Consider the following 17,430-nt stretch of genomic DNA (forward strand, 5'->3'; position numbering starts at 1 on the left):
GCCAGGTTGCCAACCGCATGATCCGGGGTGTCCATTCCCTCAACCGGAGCCATGCAATGACCACTTCATCCGACTGGATCACCGTAGGCGCTCTCGCCGACGGGTTTGCCCCCGACGCGTTTATCCTGCCCAACCTTGCCGACCTCAACGGCAAGGCCTTCACCCTGCACTTCGCCAACGGCTGGCAGATCGAGCATCGCTTCGACACCGAGCAGTTGCACTGGCACGCCGCCGACGGTCACTCCAGCGGTTCGGCCGCCTACCGCGCCACCTCGGTCCGCCCGGGCCTGTACCTGGTCGACTTCATCAAGCATGAAGCCGGCCAGGCTTGGTCGATCAGCCTGGTGCTGGACACCACCACGTCGTCGTTCACCGCCGTGATCGGGCGCATGCCGGACCGCGAACAAACCGAGCAAGGCCTCTACAGCCGCGCCCTGGCCGGCAAGGCCCTGACCTCGGTGGACGTGGACTTCCTCCACGGCAGCCTGGATCAACCCTGGCAGCCGGGCCAATGCCCCCACGCGCCCACCCAGGAACTGACCGGCCTGCGCAACCTGTATCGCTACAGCCCCAGCGAAGTCTACGAGCACATCTACCTGAACGATCAGTTCTATGCCTGGCAATGCCTCAAGGGCGTGGAGCAAGGCCTGTGCGATACCGATCGCTGCCACTACTACAAGATCGCCGATCAGCTGTACCTGTTCGTCTGGCGCGAAAAGATCATCCCGACCCTCGGCCTGGTGCTGATCGACCTGCAACAGCACCGCAGCGACGGCAAGATCTTCGGCTATGCCGGCGCGTCGTTCGATGAGCTGTCGAACTTTCCGGTCAGCTCCTACTGCCAAGTGCTCAACCGCACGGAGTATCCCGATGCCTGATCCACGCACCGTTGTCATCACCGGTGCCGGCACGGGCATCGGTGCCGCCTGCGCGCGCTTGTACGCCGCCGAAGGGGCCAACCTGGTGCTCATCGGCCGTCGCCGCGAGCCGCTGGAGCAGATTGCGCAGGACACCGGCGGCCTGGTGCTGGTCGGCGATGCGGCCTGCCCGGCCACCTGGGAGGGTTTCGTTGCGCAGATCGGTGAGCGCTACGGCCGCCTCGATGTGCTGCTGGCCTGCGCCGGCGGGCATGGCGTGGGCAGCGCCACCCAGACCAGCCCACACACCTGGGAGGCGGCCTTGCGCAGCAACCTGGACAGCGCGTTCTACAGCACCCGCGCCTGCCTGCCGCTGCTGATCGAAAGCGCCGGCAATATCGTGCTGCTCGGTTCCATCGCCTCGCTGGCCGCCGGACCCGAAGTATGCGGCTACACCACCGCCAAGCATGCGCTGCTCGGGCTCAATCGCTCCCTGGCGCGGGATTACGGCCCACGCGGTGTGCGGGTGAACGCGGTGTGTCCCGGCTGGGTTACCACGCCCATGGCCGACGAGGAAATGCAGCCGCTGATGAGCTTCCACGGCGACACCCTGCCGCAAGCCTATGCCCGCGTATGCGCCGACGTGCCGTTGCGGCGTCCCGCCAGCGCCGAGGAAATCGCCAAGGTGTGCCGCTTCCTGGCCAGCCCGGATGCCGCGATCATCACCGGCGCCAGCGTGGTCGCCGATGGCGGTTCGAGCATTGTCGATGTACCCACGCTGGCTTACGTCCATATGGAGCGTGCACATGCCTGAAGACTTGGATTTCAGCGGAAAAACCGTGCTGGTCACCGGCGGCGCCCAGGGTATCGGCCAGGCCATCGTCGAGGCGTTCGCCTGGCGTGGCGCCCGCGTCATGATCGCCGACCTGCGCCTGGCACAAGCCCAGGCATTGGCCGAGGGCTTGAGTGCGCGCGGCTGCCAGGTCGAGGCCATCGCGCTGGACCTGGCCGACGCGACGGCGGTGTTCGAAGGCATCAAGGGCATAGAGCTGGCCTGGGGTCGCCTGGATATCCTGGTGCACAACGCCGGCTACTTTCCGTTGACAGCGTTCGCGCAGATCACTCCGGCCATTCTTGAACGCACGCTGGCGGTCAACCTCTCAGCCCTGTTCTGGCTGACCCAGGCCGCCTTGCCGATGTTTCAACGCCAGGGCGGTGGCTGCGTGCTGGTCACCTCATCGGTCACCGGGCCACGGGTCGCCTATGCCGGGCTCAGTCACTACGCGGCGTCCAAGGCCGGGGTCAACGGCTTTATCCGCAATGCCGCGCTGGAGCTGGCGACTTACCAGGTGCGCGTCAACGGCGTCGAGCCAGGGATGATTGCCACGCCGGCCATGGATAACCTGGGCGACAGCCAGGTCAATGCCGACATCGCCAGCCGCGTGCCCCTGGGACGCCTCGGTGCCGCTCAGGATATTGCCGGGGCCATGCTGTTCCTGGCCTCCGACCTGGCGACCTACATCACCGGGCAGACCATCGTGGTGGACGGCGGCTCGACGCTGCCTGAGGTGAAATGACCTCCATCAGGTTGTAAACCGGATCAAATCTGGGAGGGGCGGTGTATCCGTTGAATAGCGCTCGCCCCTTCAAGCAGCGACAGTGAATCACTGAACACCCGCGACAACGCCGCAAGCCGTTTGACGTAACCCTGGGGCGTCGAATAGATCAGCTCCACATGCAGGCTGTCGACGATACCCAGGTAAGCGTCACAAAACACCTCAAGCGCCTCGGGTCGTACCATCCGATACCGCCCTTGCGCGGCACGCTGGAAATCCTCGCGAATGCTCGCCAGGTAGCCCTCAAATCCTGTCGTAATCACGCTGCGAATATCCGCCGGCGGAAAGTAGGCCGTGCGCAGCAGGAAACGCAGGTGCGCCGACCCTGCATAGCGCCGGCGCAACCGCTCAAGGTGTAATTGCCCAGGCACGCCGAGGTGCCCGGCCTCTTCCTTGAAGCACTGCGCGATGTACTGGTGTTCATGGGCCAGGGCAATCTCGAAGACCGTCTGAAACAGCGCGTCCTTGCTGACAAAGTGCGCGTACAGCGAGGCCTTGCGCATGCCCGCCCCGACCGCGATTTCGTTCAGCGATGAAGCGTCGTAGCCATAAGCGGCAAAGTGTTCGACCGCGACTGCACAAATGTTATGGGCCGACAGGGTGAGCGGTTTCATTGATCCATCGATACCCTATGCCGCACCGACCGCTTGCTGCAGATGAGTGGAACGAAAATCCTTGGGCGACAGCTCGAATTGCTTCTTGAACGAGCGGCTGAAGTGCGCGGAATCGGTGAAGCCCCACTTGTAGGCAATCGAGGTGATCGACTCGCTCTTGAGGAACGGGTTGGTCAGATCGTCCGCGCTGCGCTTGAGCCGCGCACGCTGGATGTAGCGGCAGACGCTGTCGTCCTGCTCTTCAAACAAGCGGTACAAATGCCGCACCGAGATGTTCAAGCGGCTGGCCAGGCCCACCGGGCTCAGGCCGGGTTGGGTCAGGGACTCGTCGATGACTTTCTGTACATAACTGCGCAGGTTACTGCCGTGCAAGGATGTGGCGCTGTCGCCTGGGGCGTCATGCAGTTCGAAGGCTGAACCGAGCAGCGAAACAAACGCCGCTTGCAGCGCCTCGGCCTCTTCAATCGAATCCTGACCCTCCAGGCCCTCGCGGCACAGCTGGTCCATCAACACGTGGAGCATGCGCCCACAGGCCTTGCTCGAAGAGATCTTGCCGAAGGTTTTCGAGGCGCTGCCCAGTTGCTTGCACACTTCGTTGCGCGAGAGTGACAGCGAGGCATGTTCGATAAGGCCAAAGGGGCTGATCTCGATCGAACCCGTGGAGTCCATCAGCAACATATCGCCGGGGGCCAATTGAATGACCTGGCCGTTCTGGGTGATCTGGCAATAGCCGCTGCGCTGGCTGACCAGGAAGCAATGCTGGTCCATATCGTGATCGGCATTGGGTCGCTCGCGTTTGATCAGGCCGGCGTTGGTGCGCAGGTTGGCCAGTGACAGGCCGCCCCGGGAGTGCCTGGACACTTCACCGATGAACAGTGAGCGGTTGAAGGCCAGTTCCGTGTCGAAATGGCCGCAGGCCGCTCGCAGATCCCGAGTCCAGGTTTCCAACCCATAGTGCGCAGACTGATAGGTGCTCATGGCATCTCCACAATGGTTTCTTGTTTTTGTTGGCTAATAGTTAACATGTTATCTATATAGGCGCAACAAGTCCGTGATACCGACTGTAGAAGCACTAATGATGCCAATTCCTCAACTCAGATCGCGCCCAATACCCGCTGCAAACCCGCCAGCACCGTCAACAGCCCATCACGCTGCGCGCCGCTCAAGGGGATGTAGCGCCGGAACGCCGGCATGCGGTTGACCACCTCGCTGCCGCCCATGTGTTCAAGCCGTACGTGCCATTGCTGCCCGCTCAAATCGAGGTGCAGGCGCTTGAAGTCCAGCCCCATCAACGCTTGATGCAGGTCGGGGTCATCGTTCAAGGCCGCCTGGAGCCTGGCCCGCAAATCCGGCGCGCCCGCCCGTTGCCGGCAGGCCAGCCCCGTGCGCCGGACCGACCCGCTGTGGTGCAGTTCAAAGCGCGCACTGCCCTGCTCTGAGGCGGGCACCGTGAACATGAATTCGGTCATCACCAGGTGCATCAGCAATTGCGCTTCGGTGCGCTCGGCCACGTCGACCTGAAGGCCGATGTCGTCCAGGCAAAACCTTGCCTGGGCTGGCCCCGTCGAGGTGAAACTCGCCAGCCCGAGGTTGCGCCGCACGTACTCAAGCGTGACCCCAGGCCGGTAACCAGACGGGGCCCGTTGGGCGCTGAACAGCTCAGACAGCTTTTGCAGCCTGCTCGAGATAAGGGTCGTGAGGGTTGCCAGGCTCATGGGAAAACTCCTTGGCCAGCACTTCTTCTACCGAAGCCGGCTTGAATGGATTGACCTTCTGTACCACCAGTGTCCAGAACAGCGCGTATGAAGCCGTGATCCCGAGCATCACCCCGAACGGCACATAAATGTCCGCAGGGTTCATGCCCGGCGGGGTAATGAACCACATGCCCAGCAAGATGCCGACGCTGGAAAGAATCTGTGGCAACGGGAAGAACGGCGAACGATAGGCCCGTGGCAGGTCCGGACGACGAATGCGCAGGATCACCACCGACAGCGTCACCAGCAGATAAGAGAAACTCCACGCACACACCGCCGCCAGCACCAGGTGCATGATGTTATCGGTGTTGCCGCCCAACCACAGGGCATACAGGCACGGAATCAGCATCGCCACCAGGATGCACAGCAGCGGCGTCTTGAAACGCGGGTGCAAATATGTGAAGACCTTGGGCAACGCGCCGTCCACCGCCATGCCGTAGAGAATCCTCGGCACGCCCGCCATCAGCGTGTTGATGGTGGCGGCACCGGCGAACAGGAAACCGATCCCCAGCCACAGCGGGCCAATATCGCCCATGACCTGCTGGGCAAAGCGTGGGATTGCCATGGGCGTGTCGAGCAGGTGCACGCCCGTGGCGGCATCCAGCACCACGTTTTCCACCTGGCGCTTCATTGCCGCGCCGTAGATAAACATGCAGGTCGCAACGCTCATCAAGCCGAAAATCATGGCCTTGGGCATGACCTTGGCCGAATTGCGCAGGTCCGGGGCCAACGGTGTGACGAACTCGCAACCGACGAACATGAACATGGCCATGCCCACCAGCGACAGAATGGTGACCAGGTCGGTACCCACCAGCGACACGCCGAACCAGCCCTCCAACTGCACCGCCGGGGCCGCGATCAGGCCGAGCACGCCGAACACCATCAGGGTGGTCCACATGCCGAAGGTCAGGATGATCTCGGCCCTGCCGAAGGCGCTGACGCCAAAGGCATTGAGAACACCGAACACCACGACAAACCCCACCCCCAGCAACCAGGAGCCGCCAGCGGACTCCGCCAGGGTATTGAGGTGTTCGAAGTTCACCAGGGCCATGACCCCGGACAGAATCGTCTCGGCCGTGCCGGCGAACACGTGCACGATCAGGTACGCCGACAGGGTGCCGGTGATCGCAAAGAAACGGCCCATGCCGCAATTGATGTAGTCGTAGACCGAGCCGGTGGTCGGCAGGATCGAGGCGGCCTCGGCGAAGGTGGTCGCCTGGGCCAGCATCATCACCACCGCAATCAGCATGGCCACCGCGAAGGCGCTGCCGCCGATACCGAAGCCCATGGTCGCGGTGAGAATCACCGGGCTGGCCATGATCAGGCCGATGGTGCTGGCCAGCGCGGTCGGAAACCCGACGCTGCCGCGTTTCAAATGCTGTGTGAGCCGGTCATTGATCGACATGGTGCGGATCCTCGAAAGCGGATTTCTGAGTGGATGCATCGAGCCGTTCAAGGAGCCGGCGATAAAGCCCTCCCCAGCCAGTCCCTGATCGAAACGGCATCGTGCGCAAAATCACTGTGCACTTCCCGAGCACCGAGCGTCTTGCCCATGTCTGCCGTGGCTTTTGTTGCTGCCTGCCAAGGCATGCGGCTTGGCGGGCAGGATCAATTACGTGGCACGCAGGTGAAAGACTTCCTCCGCCTGGGGTCATCTTAATGCGCCCTCGACTTAACCAAGCTGGGGACTATAACAATGGAGCACACCTTGAAAATACGCACGCAATCCTTGGCCGTCGGCCTGGGTATCGCGCTGTTGATCGGCCATTCACCGGCCCAGGCCTATGAGCTGTACGCCGACGAGGACACCCACCTGAATGCGGACTTCCTGGCGGTCTACGGCCTGTTCAACAGCCGTCACAACTACGACGGCACAGCGGGCGGCTCGACCTGGCGCGAGGGTTTCATCAAGTACGGGGTGAGCGGCGACCAGGGCCTGGCCGGGCACGGCACCGCGTATGGCGCGCTCAATTGGGTCAGCTCCGGCACCTGGGGCGATGGCGATGCGGCGGGCAACACCGATGGCAGCGAACGCACCACCAAAATCGAAGACGCCTACCTGGGATGGCGCTCGGCCGACCTGTTTCCGGCGCTGGGCAAGGACGGTGTGGATTTTTCCGTCGGGCGCCAGGTGGTCAAGATCGGCCGGGGTTTCCTGATCAACGACGACGGACCCAACCTCGGCAAAGGCCCGGCTGACGGTGCACTGAACCGTGGCGGCGCCTATTACCTGGCGGCACGCCACGCCTTCGACCGCACGGCGGTGCTGCGCCTGGGCGGGCAAGAGGGCCTGCACGGCTCGGTGCTGTGGCTCAAGTCGGACAACCGCGCCCAGGCCGAAACCGAACTGGCGGCGGGCACCCTCGACTACACGGCCGCCGCCGGAACGCTGGGGCTGACCTGGGTCCACGGCATGAACGTCACCGACCAGTGGGCCAGCGACTTCCAGAAACAGCGTGAGGGCCTGGACACTTACAGCGTGCGCGGCGAAGGCAGCGCCGGTATCGACAACGCCAGCTTCGCCTTCGAATACGCCTGGCAAGACAAGGACGCGGGGCCGGAAAAAGCCTGGTACGCCGAGGCCGGCTACACCTTCGCCGATGTCGGTTGGTCGCCAAAAGTGACCTACCGCTACACCCGCTACTCGCAAAAATGGGACCCGCTGTTCACCGGGCTCAGCACCGGCTACGGCACCTGGTTCCAGGGTGAAGTCGCCTCCAACTATGCCGGCCCGTTCAACAGCAATACCGGCATCCATCACGTCGGCCTCAAGGCGACGCCCCTGGAGAACCTGACGGTCGGCGCGCTGTACTTCGACTTCAATACCCTGCGCAAACACGACGCGCTGAACCTCGACGCCCGGGAGCTGGACCTGTACGCCGAATGGGCGGTCAACAGTCACCTGATCATCAGCCCGCTGGTGGGCATCTACCAACCCAAGAAGGATGCCGACTCCGGCGGTAACCAGGTGGGTGGCAACGGCACCAACCTCTACAGCCAGTTGACGGTGGCCGTGCCCTTCTGACCGGCCTCAGGAGCTGCGCAACGCAGCTCCGTCCTAGCGTTCGTGCTGGTGCAGCATCGTCTGGATCTGATGGGTCGCCTGACGGGTGTTTTCCGCCAGCTTGCGCACCTCATCGGCCACCACCGAGAACCCGCGCCCGACCTCGCCGGCCCTGGCCGCCTCAATGGCGGCGTTCAAGGCCAGCAGGTTGGTCTGGTCGGCAATGCCCTTGATCACACTCACCACCGTGGCGATCTGGCCGTAGGTGGCCTGATTGTGTGCGAGCAGCTGTTGATGGGTGGTCTTCGCCGACTGCTCATCGCTGATATCGCGTACCGCGCCGATCACCCGCGCCAAACGCCCCTGGGCATCGCGCACCGCTCGCCCACGCTCGCGGCACCAGATGTAGTCACGGGTCTTGTGGCGCATCCGGTATTCAAACACGTACTCACCGCTGCCCTGGGGCGCAAGGATTTCCCGGTCGAAGATCGCCATGATCTTCGGCAGGTCATCGGGGTGGGTGATGCTGACCTGCGCGTCCCAGCCGTCGGGCAGCTCATGGGGCGCGTAGCCCAGGAGCAGGCGGAACTGATTGAAAATCCGCATGCGGCTGGCGGGATCCTGCACGTCACCGTTGACCACGGTGATGTCCCAGCAGCCTTCGGTCATGGTGCAGAGCAGCAGCTCCCAGATCTGCGTCTCGTGTTGATGCGCAAGGGCGCGCTGCGCATGCTCACGCAACTCGGCTTCCAGCGCCTGTTCACGCTGCCCGGCCTGCTCCAGTTGCCGGCGAAGCACGGCAAGTGCCTGTTCGCTGCGCGCCCCGTCGGCAGCCTGATCGCGGGCTGATTCCTCGAGCAACAGCAACTGCCGCGTAGCCTGCGCACGTTGTGTGGCGAGTTGCTCCAGGTCGGCCTGCACCGACGGATAAGCGTGCAGTGCCTGGGTTCCCAACACCTCCCCCGCCAGCAATTGCTTGAGGACGGCGGCAAGGTCCTGCATCGGCTGTTTTTTCTTGAAGAACATCGGCCTGGCCCTTTCTGATCGAGTCGAAACCCCGGATCTGATCGCAAACCGAGCGTGATTGCTTGTACGAGCCTGCAAGGCCTTTGCGCGTGGCTGCCATCCAAAAAAGCCCTGCGTCGGGCGCTATCGTGCATCTGTAGGATGGTGATCGGCTTTCAACCCGTCGATACTTGTCCCCAGGCCCTGCCCACGTCCAAACGACGTTCCGGCCCTTAATGACTTCGTGACGAAAACAATAAGAATGTCGCACAGAGGTACATACGAATGAGCCGTCATGATCATGGTCACGCCAGCCTGCTGGAGGCATTCAGCGCGATGACACTGGAGCTCCAACGCCTGGCGCAGGACAAAGACATAGAACACTTCCACGAAGCGGCGCTGAGCTGCATCCGACAGTTGTTGCCCTTCGACAGCGCCTGGTGGGGCCGGGCTGCGCTGATTGACGGCCTGCCCGAAGAACACAGCTCCTACCTCTACAACCTGCCCCGCAGCTACCTGGCCGATTGGCAATCGATTCGCCATATCGATGTAACCATTGCCAGGGTCAACGACGTGCCGGGGCAAGCGGTCATCGTCGACATGCGCAACCCCACCAACGGCCCGGGGCTCAACTGGCTCGGCTCGTGCTACGCGATCGGTGAGTTACTGTGCGTGGTGTACATCGACCCGCAAACCCACCTCAGCGATCACCTCACGCTCTACCGTGCGCCCGACGCCCCACGCTTTACCGAGCAGGACTGCCTGCTGCTGAACAACCTCATGCGGCACCTGGTGGCGGCGGTCTCGGCCAATCAGATTCGTACCCTGGTCGCCATGCGCGAAGCCCTCACCCACCCGCGCAATCTCGCACTTGCCGTGTGCGACCAGCGCGGCACCCTGCACTGTACGGAACGTGGCTTCGTCGACTTGCTGCTGAGCGAATGGCCGGACTGGACCGGCCCTTGCCTGCCGGTCGCGATGGACGCCGAGGGCTATGACGGCAAGCACCTGCAGGTCGAGGCCTCGACGGTCGGCGACCTGCTCCTGCTGGCTGCCCGCAGCCGTACGGTGCTGATGCAACTGAGCCCTCGGGAGAATGCGGTGGCCCAGGGTTTCGGCGAAGGCAAGACCTACAAGGAAGTCGCCCGCGACCTGGGCATGTCGCCCAATACCGTGCGCCATCACATCCGCGCCATCTACAGCAAACTCGGGGTCAAGGACAAAGCCCGAATCGCCCACCTGCTGCACGCCCCGCCTGATTGATCGGCACCACTGACCCGCGCTGACTTTTTCGCTGTCGTTTTGACGGCCACGGGACACCTTTGCGCTTTTTTTGTCCCCTCTGCCACCCACGGGCGAGCCGTTCGCCACACAACACCTCAAAGAAGAGATGCCATGCCCATGATCCACACCTTCACCCGCACCACCACACTGGCCCTGCTCGGCGGCCTGTCGAGCCTGCACGCCAGTGCGGCCGACCTCAACGCCCGGGACTTTTTCGGCGCCCCCTCGGGCACCAGCCTGGGCGTGCTGTACCTGCCGGCAAGCCGCGCCAGTGACTTCCATGGCCCGGCCGACAGCACCGGCAAGGCCGACCTGAAGGTCAACGCCGTGGCGTACCGCCAAGTGTTCTTCACCGACCTCTGCGGCACCCTCTGTACCCCACAGTTCATCGTGCCTTTCGCCGACATCAACGCCCGCCTGCCGGGTGCCGGCCAGCACAGCGCAGAAAGCGGTTTCGGTGATCCCCAGGTCGGCGGCACGGTGTTTTTCATCAACGATCCGGCCTCGCGCACCTACAGCGGCCTACTGACCCTGATCACCCTGCCTGTGGGCGAATACCACGGTAACAATCCCGATGTATCGCCCGGTGCCAATCGCTGGGGCACCACCTTTGTCTACAACTACACCCAGGGCATCGGCGAAAAGTGGGTGCTGGAAGCCAACCTCGAAGCCCAGCTCTACGGCAAGAACGACAACTACTTCGGCAGCGACCTGAAACAGGACCCGCTGTACCGCCTGCAAGCCTTTGCCTCCTACGACTTCACACCCAGCACCTACGGCGCACTGCGACTGATCCACGCCGATGGTGGCGAATTGCGGATCAATGACCAGCGCATCGACAACACCCACAAGCGCTACACCCAGGTGGGCTTCGAGGTTGGTCACTGGCTGGATAAACAGAACCAGTTGATGTTCGGCCTCTCGCAGAACGTCGCCACCGACAACGGCTATCACGGTACCGACGCGCTGCTGCGTCTGGTCCATGTGTTCTGAATCCCCTCATCGGAGCTTGCCCATGAACACCCAGACCCAACCGCTGACCGATGAACGCGCCCACGCCTCATCCCCATTGGCATTGCTGGCCGCCATCGTGCTGTTCGCTGCCATCACCCCGACCATTCTCATGACCGCACCGGCCGTGGCTGCGCAACTGGCGACGCAATGGCAGTTGAGCCCGTCACAGATCGGGGACCTGTTCTCCACCGAACTCGGCGCCATGAGCCTGGCCACCCTGCCCGCACTGTGGTGGCTCAAGCGTGTCGACTGGCGCCGCGCCGCCTTGCTGGCCGGGTTGCTGTTCATCGCCGCCAACCTGCTTTCAATGCTGGCCCGCGACTACCCGATACTCCTGGCACTGCGCTTTTGCAGCGCCCTGGCCGGTGGCTCGTTGATGATCATCTGCCTGTCCAGTGCGGCCTCCACGGCCAATCCCGGGCGTGTCTACGGGTTATGGGTGATGGGGCAACTGGTGGTCGGGGCGATCGGCCTGAGCATCCTGCCCCGGCTGTTCGAGCACTACGGGCTGTCAGCCTGCTACCTGATCCTCGCCGCCTTGATGACGCTCTTTCTGCCCCTGGCACGGCACTTTCCCCAGGGCAGCCCGGCGCCTGAAAAAGCCGCCGAGCGCATCGCCCTCGCCTCCCGGTGGAAAGCCGCACTGGGCATTCTGGGCCTGCTGAGTTTCTACGTCAGCCTGAGCGGTGTCTGGACCTTTATCGGTTCCATCAGCAGCCATGCCGGCCTCTCTGCCGAGGCCAGTGGCGAGATTCTGGCGCTCGCCACGGTGATGGGCATCGTCGGGGCCGGTTGTACCTCGCTGATCGGCGACCGTCTGCCACGCCTGTTGCTGTTACTGCTGGGGTACGCGTTGATGGCAGGCGCCGTGCTGTTGCTGCTGGGCCAGCCCGACATGCTGCGTTTTGCTTTGGCGGCGCTGCTTTTCAAGTTCACCTGGACGTTCATCCTGCCGCTGGTCCTGGCCTGCCTGGCCGACCTCGACCGCTCCGGAAAATTGATGAACACCTCCAACCTGGTGATCGGTGGCGGCCTGGCCATCGGCCCGACCGTGGCTGGCCGGATGATCGAAGCCAGCGGCGGCTTCCAATCACTGCTGATCGCAGGGGCGTGCGTCACCGTGCTGTCCCTGGTGTTGATGCTGAGCAGCCGCCCGAATGCCTGACGGGCCCTTTTACCCCAACGAAAATGGAAAGACGATGAGCCGAAAAAGTGCATTTTTCTTCGACGAACTCAGCCTCTGGCACAGCGCCGGGTTGCACGCCTTGACCTTACCGGTGGGCGGGTGGGTGCAGCCGCCTGCCGCCGCCGGCCACGCCGAGTCACCGGAAACCAAGCGTCGCTTGAAGAGCCTGCTGGACGTTTCCGGCCTGACCCGCCACTTACAGGTGCGCAGTGCCAACGCGGCCACCGCTGAAGACCTGCTGCGGGTGCACACGCCCAACTACCTGCAACGCTTCAAGGCGATGAGCGATGCCGGGGGCGGCGAATTGGGCCCCCACGCGCCCATCGGGCCAGGCAGTTATGAAATAGCCAGGCTCTCCGCCGGGCTGGCCATGGCGGCAGTGGATGCGGTGCTGTGCGGCGAAGTCGACAATGCCTATTCTCTGTCACGCCCACCCGGCCACCACTGCCTCGCCGACAACGCCATGGGCTTCTGCTTCCTGGCCAACATCGCCATCGCCATCGAAGCTGCAAAAGCACGGCGTGGCCTGGGCAACGTCGCGGTGATCGACTGGGACGTGCACCACGGCAACGGCACCCAATCGATCTTCGAAGAACGCGGCGACGTGCTGACGATTTCCCTGCATCAGGACGGCTGTTTCCCGGCAGGTTACAGCGGTGAAGCCGATCGCGGGCGCGGCGCGGGGCTGGGCGCGAATATCAATATCCCGCTGCCCCCCGGCAGCGGTCATGAGGCGTATCTGCACGCGATGGAGCGTATCGTGATTCCGGCGCTGGAGCGCTTCGAGCCGGAATTGATCATCGTCGCCTGCGGCTACGACGCCAACGCGGTCGACCCACTGGCGCGAATGCTGTTGCACAGTGACTCGTTCCGGCACATGACCCGTCTTGTACGCCAAGCAGCCGAACGCCTGTGCCAGGGCCGCCTGGTGCTGGTGCACGAAGGCGGCTACTCCGAAGCCTATGTACCGTTTTGCGGGCTGGCGACCATTGAGGAATTGGTGGGCGTCAGGACACAGGTCGGCGACCCCATGCTGGAGTTTGTGCAGTTGCAGCAACCGAACGCGGCGCTGGCGGCGTTTCAGTTGCGCGTAGTCGATGAGTTGGCCGAAGCCCGCTGAGCGTGACGCAAAAAAATCCGATGCCGTTGCCGGCATCGGATCTTGGCCAGTCAGCAGTGGCTGATCAGTCCCTTCAACACCGTCTTGAAGGTGTCGATCTGGTCCTGGCTGAACTCGGCGAACACCTTCTCCTGCTGTTCCCGTGCAATGGCCCAGAGGTCTTCGGTCTGCTCGATACCCGCCGCGGTCAGGCGCACGCCGTGCTCGTCGTCATCGACCAGCCCCTTGCGCTTGAGGTTGGCCACGGCGTCGTCGATTTCCCGCACCGGCATCGCCACTTCCCGCAGCAGGTCGCCAGTGCTCAGGCGGGCATCGTTCTCAAGCACCATCAGCATCCGCGCCTCGCTGGTGCGCAGGCCGGTGGACAGTTGCCGGGGCTGGTAGCTGGACTGGTAGGCGCGAACCGCCTGGGTCATCAGGTAATACAGGTTATGGTTCAGGCGCCCCTGGAAGTGGCTGCTCGGCGGCTGGCTTTCGTCGCGCCTGGTCATGCGCGTATGGGGCAGGACCATGGAGTAGGCGCCCTGGTGGTAGAGCAGCGGCGAGCGCCCGAAATCGTCGAAGGCCACCACCTTGCCGATCATGATCCAGTGATCGCCGCCATCCACCTGCTGGTATTTCTCGCAGTGAAAACGTGCCGCACAATCGGCGAACACCGGCGCCCCGCCCTCCCCCGGTGCATAGGCGATCTCGGCGAAGCGGTCGTCCTTGGGCCGGGCAAAATTGTTCGACAGGTCGATCTGGTCCGCCGCCAGCACGTTGACCGCGAAGTGGCTGGCCTCCTCGAACACCCCGTGGCTGCTGGAGCGTTTGTCGATGCTCCACAGCACCAGCGGTGGGTCCAGGGACACCGAGTTGAAGCTGTTGGCGGTAACGCCCACCTTGCGGCCGGAGGCGTCGGCGGCGGTGACCACGGTCACGCCCGTGGCAAAGTTGCCCAGGGCCCGGCGAAAGGCGCGTGGGTCGAAGGTCGATTCAGACATGCAAGACTCCCGGGCTGCGTCAGGCGCAGTCCTGATTGTTGTTTTCAAAAGCAGTTTCAGATCATGCTCGGATCGGGCTCCAGGCCCATCAGCTCGCGGCCGAGGATCTGTGCACAGACGTCGTAGTCGGTGTAGGCATGGGCGCCGGTCATGTGCGAGTCGCGGAACAGGCGCTGCATCTCGTTGTGCTCGAACCAGGCGTTGCCGCCGGCGGCTTCGAACAGACGGTCCACCGCCTGGATGCACATCTTGGTCGCGTAGGCCTGGTTGGTGCGCCAGAACGCCAGGGTTTCGCGGCTGGGGTAGCGCTGCTGCTCACTGTGTTCAGCGTGTTCGTCCCAGGTTTTCTCGAGGAAGGCGCGCGCGGCGGCCACCTGGTGCGTCGACTCGGCCAGGCGCATCAACGCCGGGGTCGCGGCACCGACCGCCGCGCCGGTGTAGGCGCGCACGCGGGTCCTGGTCTTTTCGCGGAACACCTCGAGCATCCGCTCGGCGACGCCCAGGCTGACGGTGGAAAAACCGCTGGCAAAATACGGCCGGTACGGTGAGTAGAAAATCCTGCTGTCGGGGTACAGCCCGAAGCCGGCGGACTTGCCTTCCATCATGTCCTTGGCTTTCTGGATGCGGTGTTCCGGCACCCAGGCCTTGTCGATGATCAAGGTCTTGGTGCCGCTGCCCTTCATGCCGGCGGCAAACCAGTCATCGCGGATCTGGTAGTCACTGCGCGGCAGCACCGCGAAGCAGTAATCCTGGGAGCCCTGGGGGTTGTTGCGGCGGAACCCCACGATCGCCCACTCGGCGTGATCACAGCCGCTGCTCCAGCCCATTTCCCCGCTGAACAGCACGCCGCCCTCGACTTCCTCGGTGCGCCCGAACGGCGCGATGCTGCTGCTGGCCGTGGCATCCGGGTCAGTGCCCCAGACCTCCTGCTGCAGTTGGGCCGAGAACAGTGCCAATTGATGGCTGTGGGTACACAACAGGCTCATGGCCCAGGCCGTGCTGGCGCAGGCCCCGGCGAGCAAGGCGATGCAGTCGGCAAACTGCGGCAGCGACAACTCCATGCCGCCGAACACTTTCGGCTGAAACACACGGTGCATGCCGATGCTCTTGAGCAGCGCAATATTCTCGGCGGGCACCTGGCGGTCCTGCTCGGCCACGAAGGCATTGGCGGCGATGGTCGGCAGGATGGACTTGAGGTCTTCAAGGAGCGGGTTTGGCTTTTTCATGGATGGCCCTGCTTATTATTGGATGTCCGGGCAGCGCCAGAAATCAAGGCGTGGCGCCGGATGCAGGGCCAGTATGGAGCGTGCCTTCCTGGCAGGACATGCACCTTCCAGAGTCAAGATTGTACTTTTCAAAGGCCCAGGCTGATCCGCCGTGTACAGGCGCTGGCAGCCACAGACATGCCACTGGGCAGCCACAGTCAAGCCCGTTCCGGCCACTGGGATTAACCTCGGGCTTTTCAATCTCTGCCACCAGGAAAAACCCATGAGCGATATTCCACTGCTGCCCCAGGTTGAAGCCTTCCTCCGTCGAACCCATACGTTGTTCATTGACGGTGGCTACGTCGAGAGCCATTCCAGCCAGCGGTTGGAGGTGATCAACCCGGCGACCGGCCAGGTCATCGCCGATGTCGCCGACGCCGACCCGGCCGACATTGACGCGGCTGTGGCGTCGGCGAGCCGAGGCTTCAAGCAGTGGTCGCAGGTCGCACCGGCGGTGCGCGGCAATGTACTGCTCAAGCTGGCCGACCTGCTGGAGCAACACCGCGAAGAACTGGCACAGATCGAAACCTGCCAGTCAGGCAAGATCATCCAGATTTCCCGCGCCTTCGAAGTCGACCAGGCCGCGCACTTCCTGCGTTACTACGCCGGCTGGGCCACCAAGATCAGCGGCCAGACCATCACCCCATCGTTGCCCTCCTTCGCCGGCGAGCGCTACACCGCGTTCACCCTGCGCGAGCCGGTCGGAGTGGTGGTCGGCATCGTGCCGTGGAATTTCTCGACCATGATCGCCATCTGGAAACTCGCCTCGGCGCTGGTGACCGGTTGCAGCATCATCATCAAGCCCAGCGAGTTCACGCCGCTGACCATCCTGCGCATCGCCGAACTGGCGATTGCCGCCGGCCTTCCCGCCGGTGCGCTGAACGTCTTGACCGGCGGCGGCAGCGTCGGCAAAGGCCTGATCGAACACCCCGGCACCGACAAGGTGTCGTTCACCGGCTCCGTGCCGACCGGGATTGCGGTGGGCCAAAGTGCCATGGGCGCCGGGCTGACCCGGGCCACCCTTGAACTGGGCGGGAAAAACTCGGCCGGGTTCCTGCCCAATGTGGACCTGGACAAGGCCGTCAACGGCATCATCGAAGCGGGCTTTTTGCACTCCGGGCAAATCTGCGCCGCCGCCGAACGCTTCTTTGTGCATCGTTCGCAGATCGAAACGGTGATGGGCAAACTGGCCCAGCGCCTGAGCACGCTGAACATCGGCTCGCCCCTGGATGAGCGCACCGAATTCGGCCCCGTAACCAACCGCCAGCACCAGCTCAAACTCGGCGAGTTCTTCGCCAAGGCCCGTGCCGAAAACAACCGCATCATTCACGGTGGCAACCTGATCGACCGTCCGGGCTGTTACGTCGAACCGACGATCATCCTCGCCAACGGCGTCAATGACACCCTGCTCAACGAAGAGACCTTCGGCCCCATTGCCACGTTCTTGCCGTACGACAGCGAAGAAGAACTGCTGGCCTTGATGAACAACACCCCCTACGGCTTGAGCGCCAGCCTGTGGACCAACGACCTGGGCAAAGCCCTGCGCATGGTGCCCGCCATCGAGGCCGGCACGGTGTGGGTGAACATGCACACGATGCTGGACCCGGCGGTGCCGTTTGGCGGCAACAAGTCCTCGGGGATAGGCCGGGAGTTCGGCAGCGCCTTCATCGAGGACTACACCGAGTTGAAGTCAGTGATGATTCGCTACTGAATCCAACCAGTGGATCC

General features: G+C 63.4%; 15 protein-coding genes and 2 pseudogenes. 9 read left to right on the forward strand and 8 right to left on the reverse strand.

The features are described from left to right. Positions 1 to 56: 56 nt before the first annotated feature. From FX984_RS31745 to FX984_RS31755, 3 genes are read left to right on the forward strand one after another with little or no spacing between them, the layout of a single operon-like run. A complete protein-coding gene (locus FX984_RS31745; RefSeq protein WP_065923951.1) occupies positions 57 to 878 on the forward strand; it encodes a molybdenum cofactor biosynthesis F family protein in 822 nt (273 codons plus the stop codon). Next, positions 871 to 1,671 (forward strand): SDR family NAD(P)-dependent oxidoreductase, encoded by an 801-nt coding sequence (locus tag FX984_RS31750; protein WP_146477530.1) that lies wholly within the window; start codon positions 871 to 873, stop codon positions 1,669 to 1,671. Before FX984_RS31745 ends, FX984_RS31750 begins: the two co-directional genes overlap by 8 nt. Further along, positions 1,664 to 2,434: an SDR family oxidoreductase gene (locus tag FX984_RS31755; protein ID WP_146477528.1), complete on the forward strand. Its 771-nt coding sequence runs from the start codon at positions 1,664 to 1,666 to the stop codon at positions 2,432 to 2,434. Before FX984_RS31750 ends, FX984_RS31755 begins: the two co-directional genes overlap by 8 nt. A gap of 23 nt (positions 2,435 to 2,457) precedes the next feature. On the opposite strand, the gene FX984_RS31760 is transcribed toward FX984_RS31755, so the two are convergent. From FX984_RS31760 to FX984_RS31775, 4 genes are all read right to left on the reverse strand, one after another. Further along, entirely contained in the window at positions 2,458 to 3,087 is a 630-nt protein-coding gene (locus FX984_RS31760) for a TetR/AcrR family transcriptional regulator (protein ID WP_146477526.1), read from the reverse strand. A 15-nt stretch (positions 3,088 to 3,102) separates the two neighbouring features. Further along, positions 3,103 to 4,065 (reverse strand): transcriptional regulator FeaR, encoded by a 963-nt coding sequence (gene feaR, locus FX984_RS31765; RefSeq protein ID WP_146477524.1) that lies wholly within the window; start codon positions 4,063 to 4,065, stop codon positions 3,103 to 3,105. Positions 4,066 to 4,181: 116 nt separating this feature from the next. Beyond that, the gene (locus tag FX984_RS31770) at positions 4,182 to 4,802 is read right to left on the reverse strand and encodes a DUF3156 family protein (protein ID WP_051429289.1); all 621 of its coding nucleotides are present in this window, start codon (positions 4,800 to 4,802) and stop codon (positions 4,182 to 4,184) included. After that, positions 4,747 to 6,246 (reverse strand): APC family permease, encoded by a 1,500-nt coding sequence (locus FX984_RS31775; protein WP_146477521.1) that lies wholly within the window; start codon positions 6,244 to 6,246, stop codon positions 4,747 to 4,749. Before FX984_RS31775 ends, FX984_RS31770 begins: the two co-directional genes overlap by 56 nt. A 291-nt stretch (positions 6,247 to 6,537) precedes the next feature. On the opposite strand from FX984_RS31775, the gene FX984_RS31780 reads away from it, so the two are divergent. Continuing rightward, positions 6,538 to 7,866, forward strand: coding sequence for an alginate export family protein (locus tag FX984_RS31780; protein WP_146477519.1), 1,329 nt, complete (start codon positions 6,538 to 6,540; stop codon positions 7,864 to 7,866). 45 nt (positions 7,867 to 7,911) lie between these two features. Here the strand turns inward: FX984_RS31780 and FX984_RS33350 are convergent. After that, positions 7,912 to 8,223, reverse strand: a pseudogene (locus FX984_RS33350) (methyl-accepting chemotaxis protein); the annotation flags it as partial. After that, positions 8,209 to 8,871: pseudogene (locus tag FX984_RS32985) on the reverse strand (PAS domain-containing protein); the annotation flags it as partial. The pseudogenes FX984_RS33350 and FX984_RS32985, both read right to left, overlap by 15 nt. 264 nt (positions 8,872 to 9,135) lie before the next feature. On the opposite strand from FX984_RS32985, the gene FX984_RS31790 reads away from it, so the two are divergent. From FX984_RS31790 to FX984_RS31805, 4 genes are all read left to right on the forward strand, one after another. Beyond that, complete coding sequence (locus FX984_RS31790) at positions 9,136 to 10,113, forward strand: helix-turn-helix transcriptional regulator (protein WP_146477517.1); 978 nt, start codon at positions 9,136 to 9,138, stop codon at positions 10,111 to 10,113. A 132-nt stretch (positions 10,114 to 10,245) separates the two neighbouring features. Then, on the forward strand, positions 10,246 to 11,127 hold the full coding sequence (locus FX984_RS31795; RefSeq protein ID WP_092359667.1) for a transporter: 882 nt from the start codon (positions 10,246 to 10,248) through the stop codon (positions 11,125 to 11,127). Between the two features lie 22 nt (positions 11,128 to 11,149). Next, a complete protein-coding gene (locus tag FX984_RS31800) occupies positions 11,150 to 12,313 on the forward strand; it encodes an MFS transporter (RefSeq protein ID WP_146477515.1) in 1,164 nt (387 codons plus the stop codon). Between the two features lie 34 nt (positions 12,314 to 12,347). Further along, positions 12,348 to 13,454 carry a class II histone deacetylase gene (locus tag FX984_RS31805; RefSeq protein ID WP_027603472.1) on the forward strand — a complete coding sequence of 369 codons (1,107 nt, stop codon included), beginning with the start codon at positions 12,348 to 12,350 and terminating at the stop codon, positions 13,452 to 13,454. A 50-nt stretch (positions 13,455 to 13,504) separates the two neighbouring features. Here the strand turns inward: FX984_RS31805 and FX984_RS31810 are convergent, their stop codons facing one another. Together FX984_RS31810 and FX984_RS31815 are read right to left on the reverse strand one after the other, a co-directional pair. After that, positions 13,505 to 14,437 (reverse strand): p-hydroxyphenylacetate 3-hydroxylase reductase component, encoded by a 933-nt coding sequence (locus tag FX984_RS31810; RefSeq protein WP_098479861.1) that lies wholly within the window; start codon positions 14,435 to 14,437, stop codon positions 13,505 to 13,507. A gap of 56 nt (positions 14,438 to 14,493) precedes the next feature. Continuing rightward, positions 14,494 to 15,663 carry a p-hydroxyphenylacetate 3-hydroxylase oxygenase component gene (locus FX984_RS31815; protein ID WP_098479862.1) on the reverse strand — a complete coding sequence of 390 codons (1,170 nt, stop codon included), beginning with the start codon at positions 15,661 to 15,663 and terminating at the stop codon, positions 14,494 to 14,496. 262 nt (positions 15,664 to 15,925) lie between these two features. Between FX984_RS31815 and FX984_RS31820 the strand changes: the two genes are divergently transcribed. Further along, positions 15,926 to 17,413: an aldehyde dehydrogenase family protein gene (locus tag FX984_RS31820; RefSeq protein WP_146477513.1), complete on the forward strand. Its 1,488-nt coding sequence runs from the start codon at positions 15,926 to 15,928 to the stop codon at positions 17,411 to 17,413. Positions 17,414 to 17,430 lie beyond the last annotated feature (17 nt).

This window comes from Pseudomonas marginalis (assembly GCF_008692035.1).
Classification (GTDB): Bacteria; Pseudomonadota; Gammaproteobacteria; order Pseudomonadales; family Pseudomonadaceae; genus Aquipseudomonas; species Aquipseudomonas marginalis.

What these genes read in the sequence shown, in the direction of transcription:
- FX984_RS31745 (WP_065923951.1), top strand. Translation starts at nt 57, where the DNA reads ATGACCACTTCATCCGACTGGATCACCGTAGGCGCTCTCGCCGACGGG.
- FX984_RS31770 (WP_051429289.1), bottom strand. Translation starts at nt 4,802, where the DNA reads ATGAGCCTGGCAACCCTCACGACCCTTATCTCGAGCAGGCTGCAAAAG.
- FX984_RS31790 (WP_146477517.1), top strand. Translation starts at nt 9,136, where the DNA reads ATGAGCCGTCATGATCATGGTCACGCCAGCCTGCTGGAGGCATTCAGC.
- FX984_RS31815 (WP_098479862.1), bottom strand. Translation starts at nt 15,663, where the DNA reads ATGAAAAAGCCAAACCCGCTCCTTGAAGACCTCAAGTCCATCCTGCCG.
- FX984_RS31775 (WP_146477521.1), bottom strand. Translation starts at nt 6,246, where the DNA reads ATGTCGATCAATGACCGGCTCACACAGCATTTGAAACGCGGCAGCGTC.
- FX984_RS31760 (WP_146477526.1), bottom strand. Translation starts at nt 3,087, where the DNA reads ATGAAACCGCTCACCCTGTCGGCCCATAACATTTGTGCAGTCGCGGTC.
- FX984_RS31800 (WP_146477515.1), top strand. Translation starts at nt 11,150, where the DNA reads ATGAACACCCAGACCCAACCGCTGACCGATGAACGCGCCCACGCCTCA.
- FX984_RS31810 (WP_098479861.1), bottom strand. Translation starts at nt 14,437, where the DNA reads ATGTCTGAATCGACCTTCGACCCACGCGCCTTTCGCCGGGCCCTGGGC.
- FX984_RS31805 (WP_027603472.1), top strand. Translation starts at nt 12,348, where the DNA reads ATGAGCCGAAAAAGTGCATTTTTCTTCGACGAACTCAGCCTCTGGCAC.
- FX984_RS31755 (WP_146477528.1), top strand. Translation starts at nt 1,664, where the DNA reads ATGCCTGAAGACTTGGATTTCAGCGGAAAAACCGTGCTGGTCACCGGC.
- FX984_RS31795 (WP_092359667.1), top strand. Translation starts at nt 10,246, where the DNA reads ATGCCCATGATCCACACCTTCACCCGCACCACCACACTGGCCCTGCTC.
- FX984_RS31750 (WP_146477530.1), top strand. Translation starts at nt 871, where the DNA reads ATGCCTGATCCACGCACCGTTGTCATCACCGGTGCCGGCACGGGCATC.
- feaR (WP_146477524.1), bottom strand. Translation starts at nt 4,065, where the DNA reads ATGAGCACCTATCAGTCTGCGCACTATGGGTTGGAAACCTGGACTCGG.
- FX984_RS31780 (WP_146477519.1), top strand. Translation starts at nt 6,538, where the DNA reads ATGGAGCACACCTTGAAAATACGCACGCAATCCTTGGCCGTCGGCCTG.
- FX984_RS31820 (WP_146477513.1), top strand. Translation starts at nt 15,926, where the DNA reads ATGAGCGATATTCCACTGCTGCCCCAGGTTGAAGCCTTCCTCCGTCGA.